Below are 12,649 nucleotides of genomic sequence, written 5' to 3' on the forward strand. Positions count from 1 at the left end.
TCGGCGTCGCCGGCGCAGCGGCTCAGCCGACCGGGGTGGCCAGTGCCTCCTCGGCTTGGCGGACGCGCCACTGCTCGATCCTTTCCTGCTGCCGCAGGGCTCGTTCGAGCAGCGTGTCGAGCCGGGCAGGGTCCAGGCGCTCGTCGGCGGCGCTGAGGCGGCGCAGGAGCTGCCACCCGGCCGCCTTTCCCTCGACCCCCAGCCGTAGGGCCTCCAGATCCAGCATGATGCCGAGCGGGGACGGGCGCAGCAGGTGGCCGTTGGGCTTCAGCCGGCCCAGCTTCTCGCCCGCCCAGCCCGCGCACACCTTGTAGCGGCGAACGGGAACGCCGAGATCCCCCATGATGTCCAGCAGCGCTGCACGGTCCTGGGCGATCTCGGCGGCTACGGGCCCGATCGCGCGGCCGAGCGCGGATTCGCCGGCGGCGCGCGCCAGGCGGGTGGCGCGTTCGGTCCCGGCGGTGGCGCCGCCGAGGTGGTCGTTGAGATAGATGCCGAGCAGCCTCATGTCGAGACCTGGCCCCGTCGGGCGGCTCTGGGTCGCGGTGGCATGCGGAAGGGTGTTCATCTGTGGCCTCCTTCGGTTCCCGGGGATTCGGCTCGCGGGTGAGCGAGCGCACTGGCCCAGCCCGGACCCCGGACGAGCGGATCCTCTCGGAGGCGGGGGTGGAGCGGGTGTCCGGCCTCATCCAACGCCGGAGTTTCCTCGTGATCCGCGCCCAACCCTCGGATCGCACCATTTCTCAGGGCCGGCGCATCGCAGCCGGCTCCCGGGCTCGGGGGAGCCGATCTCGGCAGCGTGGACCTACTGTAGGAGGTGCCGATCCATTCTCATGGGCCCTTCGGGAAGCCGATCCGAGTGACTCCACAGCCGCACTCAGCGGCCGGATCCAGGGGAGATCACATGCCCGGCAACAAGGAACGTGCGACCCTGCGCGCCGCGGCTCACGCCGCCGAACAAGTCCTGGCGGACATTGCCGAGCGGACCGCGCACGCCGAGCACCCGCACGACCCGTACGCCCAGCGCGTCGCCGAGGTCGGCATGCTCACCGGTGCGTTGAGGGCCCTGGTGGACGCGGTACGCCCCTTCACCGAGGAAAGGGAGGAGGGCGGGCGGTGACCGGCGCTTTCGACACCTGCCGCGAGGTGGGCGCCGGCATTGCGTTCACTCCTTCGCAAGCGCTTCTCCGACGCCCACCTGCCGGTCCATGCCGACCTCGACCTCGTCCAGGAGAAACAATCCGTACATCTCGGGTGAGCCTTCCCGGGAGTGGGTACACGACATCCCGCTCGGCTCCTGAAGGCTTCGAGGGACGGAGTGATCCCATGGTCGGCAGTCGGGCGCACAGCCTGTATCACCACAGCGCCGGGCGGCACCCCACGGTCTCGCGCAGCGGGCCCCGCCGGCCCGCCCACACCCCGGCCGACCATGCCCTGCACGAACTGGCCGCGCTCTCCTGCGCCCTGTTCGGCACTCCGGACGAAGTCGAGATCCTGCGCCTGGCGATGGACCACATAGCCGCCGCGGGGCCCTACAGCGCGGAGGCCGGATACCTGAAGGTGGGCGGCGACCTGGTCCCCAGGCCGAGGGACGGGCAGATGCCTGCCTCGACCGTGAGCCGGAGGGTGCGGGAGCTGGCCGGGCAGGACGGCAACGTGACCGTACCCGGCAGGCGCTGGGGCCGGGCCCTGGGGTTGCGCGGACTCGAGGGACTCCACGGCTATCTTGTCGTGACGTCACGCTCCCGGCCCACCGAGGCCGAACGGTCCTTGCTCGCCACGCTCGTCCGGTACACCGCTGCTGCACTCTCAGTCGCTTGCGCACACCGCCGCCGATGCGAGGACGCGCTGGAGCTGCGCCGACTGAAGGCCGAACGTACGTCCCTCCAGCGGCAGTTGATCTCCGTGGTGGCTGAGCTGGGCTATGAGCGAGCCGTTCACGCGCTCATGGCCGACGTCGCCGCGTCGGGTGGCGGCGAGGAAGCCGTCACCCGTGCACTGCACAGACTCACCGGACTTCCCGCGCTGGTCGAGGACCGCTTCGGCCGGCTGAGGACGTGGACCGGCCCCGGGCGCCCCGACCCCTATCCCGAACCGGACCCCTTCCGCCAGGACGAGATGCTGCACGCCGCAGCGAGAGAGGCCGGGGCGGTGCGGATCAAGGACCGGCTGATCACCCTGATCCGCCCGCACGGCGACATCCTGGGCGTGCTGGCTCTGGTCGACACCCGGGACGAGGCCGACGAGCACACCGTGCTCGCCCTGGAACACGCCGCCACGTCGCTCGCCCGGGAGCTGGCGCACCTGCGCAACCTGGCCGAGGTCGAGCTGAGACTGCACCGTGAACTGGCCGACGACCTCCTGGCGGGGACGGACGAGGCGAGCGCCTTCAAACGGTCCGAGGCGGTCGGACACGACCTGCACCGCAGCCACTACGTCGTCGTGGTGCAGTGGTCGAACCGGACCGCCGACGATTCCTTCGCGCAGACCGTGGGGCGGGCGGCCGCCGCGGTGGGCATGCGCTCGCTGCTGACCCGACGCTCCGACCACGTCGTCCTGGTCGCCGGCGACAGGCCGCACGCCCGAGCGCTGTACGAGGCGCTCGCCCGGGAGACCGGAACAAGGTCGGGGACGATCGGGGTGAGCGGCCCTTGTGACTCCGTGGGCGAGATCCCCCACCGCTACCAGGAGGCGCAGCGCGCCCTGGAGGCGCGCCACCATTCCCGCGATCGCTACGGCACGACGTTCTTCGACGAGCTCGGCCTCTACCGCATCCTGGGACCCGGCAACGATTACCGGGAACTGGAGTCGTTCGTCCGGGAGTGGCTCGGGCAGCTCATCGACTACGACTCCCGGCACCGCGCGACCATGGTGGAGACCCTGTCCGGATACTTCGACTGCGGCGGCAACTACGACGAGACCGCCGACTCCCTCGCCATCCACCGCAGCACGCTGCGCTATCGGCTCCAACGCATCCGCGAGATCAGCGGCCACGACCTCGCCGACGTCGAGGACCGGCTGAACCTGCAGGTGGCGACCCGCGTGTGGAAGATCATGCTGGGCGGGACCGGCTGACGTTGCGCGCGGCAGCGGTGCACACCGATGCGGCGGTGCACCACCGGCTCGGGCAGGGAAGAGCGCGGTCGGCCGGACCCGTAGGTCAGCCCAGCACTTCTTCGATCGCGGCGTCGGCGTCCACGTATCGCACGAGCTTGCGGTTCGCGAATTCCATGATGCCCGCGTCGCCGAGTTCGCGCCCGTAGCCGGAGCGCTTGATGCCGCCGAAGGGCAGCTCCGGTCGGGACGCGGTCGGGTGGTTGATCCACACCATGCCCGCCTCCAGCCGGTCCGCGACCCCACGAGCACGTTCGGTGTCGGCGGCGAAGACCGCGCCTCCCAGACCGTAGGGGGAGGTGTTGGCCAGTGCCACGGCCTCGTCCTCGTCGGCGACCCGGTAGACCGTGGCGACGGGGCCGAAGAGCTCTTCCCGGTAGGCCCGCATGTCCGGTGTGACGTCGGTGAGAAGGGTCGGCTCGACGAAGGCCCCCGGCAGGTCGGGCCGCCCGCCGCCCAGCACCACCGTGGCTCCCTTGTCCACCGCGTCACGAACCTGCTCCATCAGGAGTTCGGCCGCGGCCTCGGAGGACAGCGGGCCGAGCGTGGTGGCGGGGTCGGCCGGATCTCCCGGCCGCACCGCGCTCATCCGGTCACGCAGCCCGGTGAGGAAGGCGTCGTAGACGTCGGCAAGGACGATGAAGCGCTTGGCCGCCACGCAGCACTGGCCGGTGTTGCCCATCCGGCCGAGGAACGCGGCATACACGGTGCGCTCGATGTGGTGACCGTCCAGCACGACGAAGGGATCACTGCCACCCAGTTCGAGCACGGACTTCTTGACATTGCGGCCGGCGATCTCGCCCACGCTCACGCCCGCCCGCTCGCTTCCGGTCAGTGAGGCTCCCTGCACCCGAGAATCGTCGATGATCTTCCCGACGTCTCTGCCCCGCACGAAGAGATTGGTGTAGACCCCGGTCGGCACACCGGCGTCCGTGAACAGTTGCTCGAGTGCCAGTGCGGACTGGGGGCAGTTACTCGCGTGCTTGAGCAGGATGGTGTTGCCGAGGACGAGGTTCGGACCCGCGAATCGGACGACCTGGTACAGGGGGAAGTTCCACGGCATCACGCCGAGAAGGACGCCGAGCGGCTCGTTCACCAGCACGGCCGTGCCCCCGGGCACCGGCAGGGGCCGTTCTTCCAGCAGCTCGGGGCCGTGCTCGCCGTAGTAGGTGAGGATGTCGGACGCGAGGTCGACCTCCGCGCGGCTCGAGTCGATCAGCTTGCCGACCTCGAGGGTCAGGAGGTGGGCCAGTTCCTCCTTGCGCTCCCTCATGAGCCGGCCGGCGCGTTGCACGAGGCTCCCGCGGTCGGCCGTCGACCGGGCACGCCAGTGTGGGTAGCCACGGTGCGCCGAATCGATCGCGCGCCCTACGTCCTCCGCGCTCAGCGCGGGGAACTCACGAACTCTCTCACCGGTGTACGGGTTGACCGTGGCGATGGGGCTTGCCTGGGCAGTGACATGGGCGTCCATGACGCCTCCCTGGAGTCGGGCACCTCGAGTTTCCACGCCCGGACCCGCTCACACCTGCCGACTGGCAAGGCGACAAGCTCACCCCGGCCGGCGAGGGCCTGCGCACCACGGCGCACGAAGGCGTCAGGGTGTGGGTTGTCGTGGTCACCGCCGCGTGGGCGCGGGCCGGGGCGGCGTGGCAGGCTTGCAGGGGGATCCGCGCGGTTCATCGCAACACAGCAGCGGAGGAGGACGACGCATGAACGAGCAGGAATTCGTACGTACCGTCGCCGAGCGCACCGGACTGAGCCGGCAGGAGGCGGCAGACCTGACCCGGGCCACGCTCGAGACGCTGGCCCACAGGCTGAGCGCCGGGGAGGCCAGGGACCTGATCACCGAGCTCCCCGAGGGCCTCGCGGAGGCGGTGCGCCGGGGAACCACGGACCGCATCGAGCGCTTCGGTCACCTCGACAGCGTCCGGCGCGTGGCGCAACGCACCATGCTCAAGGAGGAGGAAGCCGACCGGGGTGTGCGGGCCGTACTGGCCTTGCTCCGAGAGGCGATCAGCGAGAAGGAGTTCAACGACCTGATGTCGCAGCTCGGAACGGACTTCTCACAGGCCCTCGAATCCGCCGGGTGACCCCGGGGTCGCCGACCTCGGCCCGTCGTCGCAGACGCCCGGCCGTCACAGGGCGATGACGTGCAGGTCCACCAGGTCGAGCAGGGCCTTCAGGGCCGAGGTGGGCCGCCGGGTCGATGACGTGCCGAGATGCATGCTCCAGCGGAGCAGGGTGTCGTGGACGTCCAGGACGTGCAGGCCGGGGGTGCGGGCGACGGCGAACGCGGGCAGGAAGGCGATGCCCAGTCCGTGCCGGACCAGTGCCGCCCCCATGTCGATGTCGGGCACTTCCAGTGCCACCCGGCGTACGACGCCCGCCGCCGCGAACGCCCGGTCGACCACCTCTCGGTTGCCGTAGCCCGGTGGGAAGTCCACGAAGGGCTCCCCCGCGAGGTCCGCAAGCGCCACCTCGCCCCGTTGCGCGAGCGGATGGGCGGCGCTGACCGCCAGGACGAGCGGCACCGTGGCCAGCTCCCGTGCGTCGATCCCGGCGGGCTTGCGCTCGGGCAGCGACAGGAAGGCCACGTCGAGGTCCCCGCTGAGCAGCGCCTGCGCCAGTCCCGCAGACCCGGCCGTCGCCAGCCGCAGCCGGACGTCGATCGCCGGGTGCCGCGCGTGCAGCTGCCCGAGGAGCGCAGGCAGGTCCACCACCTCGACCGAGGCCATGGCGCCCACGTTCACCGTGCCGCGCAGCGTGTCCTGTGCGGCGCCCACGGCGTCCTGGGCGGCCTGGGCGGCGTTCAGGGTGGCCCGAGCCTCCGGCAGCAGCGCGGCGCCCGCCCCGGTGAGCCGGACCTGCTGCGACGTGCGCTCGAACAGCGCGCAGCCGAGCTCGCGCTCCAGTGAGCGGATCGCGGCGGACACCCCTGACTGCACCACGTGCAGCCGACGGGCGGCACGCGTGAAACTCAGTTCCTCGGCGACCGCGATGAAGTGCTCCAGCTGACGTAGCTCCACACGTGAAGTATCACTCGCGTTGCTGGAGCCCAGCAAAAACATTCGTTGGCATTGATTCTGGCTGGTGAGGAGGATGGAAAGCGCCATCCACTTCCGCCTGAGGAGGGGTACCCCTGCCTGCCGTTCCGACGCCGCTGAGCCGTCCCACAGCCGACGCTCCCGACGACCCGATCCACCGGATCCCAGCACCCGCTCCCGCCGACCTGCCGCCCCGCGCCCCCGTCCGGCGCCGTGCCTCGCACACGACCGGCTTCTGGTTCGTGGCGGTGGCCTTCACCGTGCTGATGGCCTTCGGTACCGCGCCGACTCCGCTGTGGCCGTTGTACGAGGCCCGGGACCACTTCGGCGCGACCACGGTCACGGTGGCGTACGCCTCGATGGTCGTGGGCGCGGCGGCCGCCTTCCTGGGGCTGGGACACTTGTCGGACCGGCTCGGCCGGCGGCGCATCATCGTTCCGGCGCTGCTGGTCGGCATCGTCGCGTCGGTCGTACTGATCGTGTGGCGGGACCTGCCGGGGCTGATCGCGGGCAGGATCCTGAACGGTGTCGGACTGGGGCTGATGGCCTCGACCGCGACGACGTACCTGCACGACCTCCACCACGAGGTCCGTCCGGAACGGACGGGTTCGGTGCTGCCCGGCATCGTGGCCACCGCCGCCAACCTCGGCGGTCTGGCCTCGGGGCCCCTGGTCGCCGGAGCCGCCGCCGAGTGGCTTCCCATGCCCCTGATCACGGCCCAGGCGATCTTCACGCTCGCCATGGCAGTGTGCCTGGCGCTGGTGCTGTGCACCCCGGAGACCGTGGACCTGGAGCTGCCCGCGGCCCAACCGCCCAGCAGGTTCGTCCTGCGCCCCGGCGGCCGGCGGGCGTTCGGCGCGGCCGGCGCGCTGGGCGCCTTCGCCTTCGCGATCCTGGGCCTGATCTCCTCCCTCGGGGCGAGCGTGCTCCACGGCACCCTGCACACCGACTCGCACCTCGTGGTCGGCCTGGCGGCCTTCCTCATGTTCGGTTCCGCGGCGGCCGCCCAGCTGGTGCTGGGACGCCTTCCGCTGCCCCGGCTCCTGACCGTGGGGGCAGTGGTGTTTCCGGTCGGCCTCGTCCTGTGCGCCGTCGCCCTCTACCACCCGGCGCTCTGGCTCTACCTCGTCGCCGTGTCCCTGTCAGGAGCCGGCTCCGGGCTCCTCTTCAAGGGAGGAGTCGAACGTGCCGGTTCAGTGGCCGAGCCCGCCTCACGCGCGGGGGTCCTCGCCGTGTTCTTCGTCGTCGCCTACCTGGGCATGGGCCTGCCCTCCGTCCTGTTCAGCATCGCCCTGCGGCACTTCGCCGTGCAGAGCGCGATGATCGGTTTCGCGACCGTCCTCTCCTGCGGCGCCGTGGTCTCCGTGGTCGTCGCGTTGCGGGACCGCGCACCCGGTGCCGGCGAGCTCTCGGCGCGGTCCGCTCGCCCCTCCTGACCCTTCTGCGGCGCATACGGGAGCGGTTGTCTGGGAGGCGCGGACCTGGGCACTCGGTGCGCGTGCGCGTGACACGGATTCGCGGCGGACGGGAGGCCCGGGATGTGTGCGGAATCCGGCAGAACGATCGCGCTCCCCGCCGGTGAGGAGATCGCGGCGCTCGGGCAGGGCACCTGGTACCTGGGCGAGGACCCGGCCCGGCGTGAACAGGAGATCGCCGCGCTGCGGCTGGGCGTGGACCTCGGCATGACCGTCGTCGACACGGCGGAGATGTACGGCGACGGCGCAGCCGAGGAGCTCGTGGGGGAGGCTCTCGGGGGACGCCGGGAGGAGGTCTTCCTCGTCAGCAAGGTGCTGCCCCGCCACGCCGACCGGAAGGGCACCGTCGCCTCCTGCGAGAACAGCCTGCGGCGGCTCCGTACCGAACGGCTGGACCTCTACCTGCTGCACTGGCGGGGACGGTGGCCGCTGGAGGAGACCCTTGCGGGATTCTTCGACCTGATGGACGCGGGGAAGATCCGTCACTGGGGGGTGAGCAATCTCGACGTCGCCGACATGGCCGGGCTGACGGCTCTCCCCGGCGGCGACGCCGTGGCCGTCGACCAGGTGTTGTACAACCTCTCCCGGCGCGGCATCGAGTGGGATCTTCTCCCCTGGTGCCGTGAGGCCGGGGTGACGGTCATGTCCTACTCGCCGATCGAGCAGGGGCGGCTGCTGAAGGCCGGGGCCTTGGGTGCCGTGGCCCGGGCGCTCGGAGCGACGCCGGCCCAGGTGGCACTCGCCTGGGTGCTGGAACAGGGGGTGGCCGCGATCCCGCGCTCCGGATCACCCGGCCACGTGCGCGAGAACCACGGCGCGTCGGACCTCCGCCTTCCCGCCGAGGCGCTCGACGCCCTCGACGCGGCGTTCCCGCCGCCCAGCGGGCCCACGCCCCTGGAGATGCTCTGAGGAGTTGACAGGATGGCGCGCCCGCTCGTCGTCGCAATGGGAGGTTCGCTGCGCACTCCGTCGACCAGCCTCACCGCACTGTGTGTGGCGGTCGAGGGGGCGGCCGACGCGGGCGCCGACACCCGGGTGATCGATCTCAAGCGGCTGGACCTCCCGTTCTACACGTCCGAGCACGGGGTCCCCGCGTCCGCCCGCCGGCTCGCGGACGCCGTTCAGGCCGCCGACGCCCTGCTGTGGAGCAGCCCGACGTACCACGGTTCGGTCAGCGGCGCGTTCAAGAACGCGGTGGACTGGCTCGCCCTCCTGGCCGACCACGACCCGCCCTACCTCAGCAACAAACCCGTGGGGATGCTGACGACCGCCGGTGGAGTGCAGGGCCTGCAGGCGATCAACGCGATGGAGTTCATCGTCCGGTCGTTGCGCGGCTGGGCCGTGCCGCTGGTGCTCGCCGTCCCGCGGTCCTCCCGGGTCTTCGACGGCGACGGACGCCTCACCGACCAGGCGGTCGCCGGCCAGTTGCGTGGCCTCGGCGCGGAGGTGACCAGGGCGGCTCTGCAGTTCCGGGCGGAAGGGACGTGCGACTACGCGCAGGAGCGGCCGTCCGGGGCCGTCCGGGACTGAGCCCGGCCCTGTCACGCGGGGTGCGCCGGGGCGTGCCGCCTCAGGGCCCGGTCCGCCCCACGGGCCGCCGGTGCTCGTCGCGCGCCCCGGAGCGCCCGGGCGGGAAGTGCGGCAGCACGTGCTCGGCCAGTTCGTCGATCACTTCGGCGACCGGACGGCGGCTGTGCTTGAAGTTGATCATCAGCTGATCGACGCCGATGTCCTGCCAGGCCCGCATCATCGCCAGGAACGAGACCCGGCCGACCGAGAAGCCCTGGTGGATGCGCCGGGGCAGGGCCAGCGGGTCCTCCGTCAGATCCAGATAGGTGGCCTGCGCGTACGGCTTGAAGCCACCGCCGTCGTCCCGGGTCAGCTCCCGCCACCGCTCGATGTTCTCGGCCTGCTGCTGGAGCGGCGGGGTGTAGTACAGCCAGCCGTCCGTGTTGCCGGCGATCCACCGGACGTCCTGCCTGCCGTGTCCCGTCATCAGAACGGGGATCCGCTGGTACACCGGCTTGGGCAGCACATCGGTGCCGCGCATCCGGCCGAGCGGCGACTCCACGTGCGGAAAACGGTGCTCGAGGACGCCACGGAAGTACTCCAGCGCCTGCCGGAACCTCTCGGCGCGGCTGCCCAGGTCCTGACCGAAGGCCGGGAACTCCACGGGCCGGTCACCGGTGGCCACTCCGAGCAGGAGGCGTCCGCCCGACAGCTGGTCCACCGAGGCGGCCGCCTTGGCGGTGTGCAAGGGGTGCCGCAGCGGCATGACGATGCTGGCGGTCCCCAGGGTGATCGAGGTGGTGCTGGCGGTGAGCCGCCCCAGGTACACCCACGGGTCGAAGACCTGCCCGGTGTCCCCGAAGCTCGGGTCCAGCAGCGGGACGTCACGGACCCACACCGAGGCGAAGCCGGCCCGCTCGGCCTGCTGGATCCGCTCGATGTGCCCGGCCAGGGACGGCACGGGCCCGTCGAAGCCCTCCAGGGGGGTGATGGCGCCCACGGTCATCCTGCCGCCGGGATACGCCCTGGCCATGGCCGCGTGCTCGGAGAACGGGCGCTGCGCCCCGCCTTCGACGTCCACGGGTGCGCCGGCTGAGGGAACTGTCGGTTGTGTCATGCGGTCCTCCGGCGATTTCATGCCGAGTCCGGGCGCATCGGACGCCTGCTGAGGTCGCGCAACCGGAGGTCCTCGCGCATCCCGACCTGGCTCCTTCTAGCCCGGGGCGCCGACGAGGGCTTCGAAGTCCCGGGGCAACTGGGACAGCACGTGGCGGAACTCGCCCTCACTGACCGCGTCCCTCAGGGTGCTCAGCTCCGCCCGTACGCCCTCGCGGGCCTCGTCCGGGCTCACCCCTGCTCGCCTGCTCACCCGACTGACGAACTCGTCGAGTCCGAAGGGCTCGGCCTCCGGAGTGGGAGAGACCAGCGGTTCCTTCAGCGGCTTGGGCAGTTCGGACGCGAGGTCCTCCGCCTCACCCCTGGTGAGCCGCTCGGCCAGTGTTTCCAGGGTGGCACGGGTGAGGGGCTCCGCCTTCTCCGGGGGGACGGGGGCGCGCCGGGTGACGGTGTCGAGGAAGGTCTTGTAGTCCATGAGCCGTTCCCTTTCTGGCAGAGGCCACTTCCATGCTCCGGACGTGGGCCCCACCCTGCCTGCTCCCGGCGGGCGGAAAAGCGGCAGGCTCCATAGACCTCCGAGAACAAGTGCAGGCGGCCTCCGCCACGGCGAAGGGGACACCGGCGCCGGTCCGCCGGATGTGCGGTCGGTTCAGGTGCTCATGCTGCTCTGCCAGGGTGGGAGCGGGTGTTCTTTTTCGGCCTGGGGTGCGGAGGCGCTGAACAGGCGGGCTCTGCGAATCTCGACCGGTAACAGCCGATGGCGGCGCCGGCGGGAGAGAACGACGCCGTCCGGTTCCCGCTGAGGAGGCGAGAGGCATGACCGTGATGGGTGTGTCGAAGTTCGAGAGGTTCTTCCGCGCCGCCGCAGGCCTCGACGTGGACAAGAACGACCTGAAGCGGTACGGCGACTTCGTCGACGCCAAGCTCTACGACCTCCTGGTCGTCGGCCAGGCGTCGGCCAAGGCCAACGGCCGGGACACCGTCGAACCGTGGGACCTACCGATCACCAAGGGCCTCCAGGAGAGCATCCACCGGTTCCGGCGGCTCGACGAGGAGGTCGAGCTGAAGCCGATCCTGGAACGGCTCGCCGCGCACCCTCCCCTCGACAGGACACCCACCCAGGAGACCGAAGAGCGCTACCCCGAGATCATCGGCGGTCTCAGCGTCGCCCTCTCCGAGACGTTCAAAATCGTGTATCCGGATGTCAAGAACCCGCAGACCAGTCACTGGGACGGCGTGACCGCGGTGTTCGACCGGCTGCTGTAGGAAACGGGATCCGGACGGGCCCCGCGGGGTGTCCCTGCCGCTCGCGTCGCACAACCGACGACTCGTGAAGGGAGCCGTACCATGACACAGGAATTGCAAGGGATGCGGGTGGCGATTCTGGCCACCGACGGCGTCGAGCGCGTGGAACTCGACCAGCCGCGCGGTGCGCTGCAGGGCGCAGGGGCGAAGACCGAGATCGTCTCGCTCCATCCCGGCGAGATCCAGGCCCGCCAGTTCGACCTCAACGCGGCAGGAACCTTCCCCGTGGACCGCTTGGTCGCCGACGCCTCTGTCGACGATTACCACGCCCTGCTCCTGCCCGGCGGCACCATGAACCCCGACCAACTGCGCATGGACCGCGACGCGGTGCGGTTCGTCCGGGACTTCATGGCCAGCGGGAAACCGGTCGCGTCGATCTGCCACGGCCCGTGGACCCTGGTGGAAGCCGACGCCGTGCGCGGCCGCCGCCTGACGTCCTGGCCCAGCATCCGCACCGACCTGCGCAACGCCGGCGCGGAGGTCGTCGATCAGGAGGTGGTCGTCGACGGGCAGCTGGTCACCAGCCGCAGCCCGGCCGACCTGCCTGCCTTCTGCGCCGCCATCGTGGAGCAGTTCGCCCGGGCGCACCATCCCATGCCCGGCTGAACCGACGGCCAGGCCGTCGCGGAGAGAGCGGGCGGTGCACGGTGGCCGTGCGCTCGCTCTTCACCCCACGGGCCGGTCATCCGTGGCGGTCGCCTCCGTACGGCCCGCCGGTCCGTGGCGTGGCGCGGCCGAGTCGAACGTCGCGCAGAACCCTGAGGTAGCCCGCCGCGAGCCGCGAACGCCGCCTCCTGTCCTCGCAGACCGACCGTCGCTGTCGCTTTTCGACCCGGTGGGCGCAGGCGGGGCGGCCGGGCGAGGAGCCACTCTGGGGCCTGTCGGGACCGCACGGCGGTCCGTCGGCGGAAGGAGTGGCGATGACCGGGCAGGTCCGCGGAACGTTGCCGTACGCGACGGCCGCCCTTCACGGCGCAGCCACGGGAGCGCTGCCCGGCGTACTCGCCTCCGGTCTGCCCCTCGCCCCGTACGGGCCCCGGGGCGGCCGCCCGCGCAGCGGCCCCGCCCTCAGCTGAACGAGTTTCG

At 71.3% G+C, this 12,649-nt stretch carries 14 protein-coding genes; 9 read left to right on the top strand and 5 right to left on the bottom strand.

Annotation, left to right across the window (positions count from 1 at the left end; translation table 11 throughout):
• Positions 1-22: 22 nt before the first annotated feature.
• Complete coding sequence (locus B446_RS31675; protein ID WP_020943527.1) at positions 23-568, bottom strand: hypothetical protein; 546 nt, start codon at positions 566-568, stop codon at positions 23-25.
• A gap of 336 nt (positions 569-904) precedes the next feature.
• On the opposite strand from B446_RS31675, the gene B446_RS31680 reads away from it, so the two are divergent.
• Both B446_RS31680 and B446_RS31685 read left to right on the top strand, forming a co-directional pair.
• The gene (locus B446_RS31680; protein ID WP_020943528.1) at positions 905-1,120 is read left to right on the top strand and encodes a hypothetical protein; all 216 of its coding nucleotides are present in this window, start codon (positions 905-907) and stop codon (positions 1,118-1,120) included.
• 206 nt (positions 1,121-1,326) lie between these two features.
• Positions 1,327-3,075 (top strand): PucR family transcriptional regulator, encoded by a 1,749-nt coding sequence (locus B446_RS31685; RefSeq protein WP_020943529.1) that lies wholly within the window; start codon positions 1,327-1,329, stop codon positions 3,073-3,075.
• An 85-nt stretch (positions 3,076-3,160) separates the two neighbouring features.
• Here the strand turns inward: B446_RS31685 and B446_RS31690 are convergent, their stop codons facing one another.
• A complete protein-coding gene (locus B446_RS31690) occupies positions 3,161-4,585 on the bottom strand; it encodes an NAD-dependent succinate-semialdehyde dehydrogenase (protein WP_078614848.1) in 1,425 nt (474 codons plus the stop codon).
• Positions 4,586-4,823: 238 nt separating this feature from the next.
• Between B446_RS31690 and B446_RS31695 the strand changes: the two genes are divergently transcribed.
• Complete coding sequence (locus tag B446_RS31695; protein ID WP_020943531.1) at positions 4,824-5,204, top strand: DUF2267 domain-containing protein; 381 nt, start codon at positions 4,824-4,826, stop codon at positions 5,202-5,204.
• Between the two features lie 45 nt (positions 5,205-5,249).
• On the opposite strand, the gene B446_RS31700 is transcribed toward B446_RS31695, so the two are convergent.
• Positions 5,250-6,140 (bottom strand): LysR family transcriptional regulator, encoded by an 891-nt coding sequence (locus B446_RS31700; RefSeq protein ID WP_020943532.1) that lies wholly within the window; start codon positions 6,138-6,140, stop codon positions 5,250-5,252.
• A gap of 266 nt (positions 6,141-6,406) precedes the next feature.
• Here B446_RS31700 and B446_RS31705 point away from each other — a divergent pair, with 266 nt between their 5' ends.
• The 3 genes from B446_RS31705 to B446_RS31715 all read left to right on the top strand — a co-directional run bounded on the left by B446_RS31705 (position 6,407) and on the right by B446_RS31715 (position 9,163).
• Positions 6,407-7,594: an MFS transporter gene (locus B446_RS31705; protein WP_234967594.1), complete on the top strand. Its 1,188-nt coding sequence runs from the start codon at positions 6,407-6,409 to the stop codon at positions 7,592-7,594.
• A 102-nt stretch (positions 7,595-7,696) separates the two neighbouring features.
• Positions 7,697-8,542 carry an aldo/keto reductase gene (locus tag B446_RS31710; RefSeq protein ID WP_020943534.1) on the top strand — a complete coding sequence of 282 codons (846 nt, stop codon included), beginning with the start codon at positions 7,697-7,699 and terminating at the stop codon, positions 8,540-8,542.
• A 12-nt stretch (positions 8,543-8,554) separates the two neighbouring features.
• Positions 8,555-9,163, top strand: coding sequence for an NADPH-dependent FMN reductase (locus B446_RS31715; RefSeq protein ID WP_020943535.1), 609 nt, complete (start codon positions 8,555-8,557; stop codon positions 9,161-9,163).
• Between the two features lie 40 nt (positions 9,164-9,203).
• On the opposite strand, the gene B446_RS31720 is transcribed toward B446_RS31715, so the two are convergent.
• Both B446_RS31720 and B446_RS31725 read right to left on the bottom strand, forming a co-directional pair.
• Positions 9,204-10,259, bottom strand: a complete 1,056-nt coding sequence (locus tag B446_RS31720; protein ID WP_234967595.1) for an LLM class oxidoreductase — start codon at positions 10,257-10,259, stop codon at positions 9,204-9,206.
• A 96-nt stretch (positions 10,260-10,355) separates the two neighbouring features.
• Complete coding sequence (locus B446_RS31725; RefSeq protein ID WP_020943537.1) at positions 10,356-10,733, bottom strand: DUF2267 domain-containing protein; 378 nt, start codon at positions 10,731-10,733, stop codon at positions 10,356-10,358.
• 341 nt (positions 10,734-11,074) lie between these two features.
• On the opposite strand from B446_RS31725, the gene B446_RS31730 reads away from it, so the two are divergent.
• From B446_RS31730 to B446_RS39340, 3 genes are all read left to right on the top strand, one after another.
• Positions 11,075-11,524, top strand: coding sequence for a DUF1931 family protein (locus tag B446_RS31730; RefSeq protein WP_020943538.1), 450 nt, complete (start codon positions 11,075-11,077; stop codon positions 11,522-11,524).
• Positions 11,525-11,605: 81 nt separating this feature from the next.
• Complete coding sequence (locus tag B446_RS31735; RefSeq protein WP_043476840.1) at positions 11,606-12,169, top strand: type 1 glutamine amidotransferase domain-containing protein; 564 nt, start codon at positions 11,606-11,608, stop codon at positions 12,167-12,169.
• Positions 12,170-12,483: 314 nt separating this feature from the next.
• Entirely contained in the window at positions 12,484-12,639 is a 156-nt protein-coding gene (locus tag B446_RS39340; protein WP_158506791.1) for a hypothetical protein, read from the top strand.
• Positions 12,640-12,649 lie beyond the last annotated feature (10 nt).

The sequence above is a fragment of the Streptomyces collinus Tu 365 genome (assembly GCF_000444875.1).
GTDB lineage: Bacteria > Actinomycetota > Actinomycetes > Streptomycetales > Streptomycetaceae > Streptomyces > Streptomyces collinus_A.

Coding starts and splice junctions, on each gene's coding strand:
- B446_RS31675 (WP_020943527.1), bottom strand. CDS start 568: ATGAACACCCTTCCGCATGCCACCGCGACCCAGAGCCGCCCGACGGGG.
- B446_RS31680 (WP_020943528.1), top strand. CDS start 905: ATGCCCGGCAACAAGGAACGTGCGACCCTGCGCGCCGCGGCTCACGCC.
- B446_RS31685 (WP_020943529.1), top strand. CDS start 1,327: ATGGTCGGCAGTCGGGCGCACAGCCTGTATCACCACAGCGCCGGGCGG.
- B446_RS31690 (WP_078614848.1), bottom strand. CDS start 4,585: ATGGACGCCCATGTCACTGCCCAGGCAAGCCCCATCGCCACGGTCAAC.
- B446_RS31695 (WP_020943531.1), top strand. CDS start 4,824: ATGAACGAGCAGGAATTCGTACGTACCGTCGCCGAGCGCACCGGACTG.
- B446_RS31710 (WP_020943534.1), top strand. CDS start 7,697: ATGTGTGCGGAATCCGGCAGAACGATCGCGCTCCCCGCCGGTGAGGAG.
- B446_RS31715 (WP_020943535.1), top strand. CDS start 8,555: ATGGCGCGCCCGCTCGTCGTCGCAATGGGAGGTTCGCTGCGCACTCCG.
- B446_RS31720 (WP_234967595.1), bottom strand. CDS start 10,259: ATGACACAACCGACAGTTCCCTCAGCCGGCGCACCCGTGGACGTCGAA.
- B446_RS31725 (WP_020943537.1), bottom strand. CDS start 10,733: ATGGACTACAAGACCTTCCTCGACACCGTCACCCGGCGCGCCCCCGTC.
- B446_RS31730 (WP_020943538.1), top strand. CDS start 11,075: ATGACCGTGATGGGTGTGTCGAAGTTCGAGAGGTTCTTCCGCGCCGCC.
- B446_RS31735 (WP_043476840.1), top strand. CDS start 11,606: ATGACACAGGAATTGCAAGGGATGCGGGTGGCGATTCTGGCCACCGAC.
- B446_RS39340 (WP_158506791.1), top strand. CDS start 12,484: ATGACCGGGCAGGTCCGCGGAACGTTGCCGTACGCGACGGCCGCCCTT.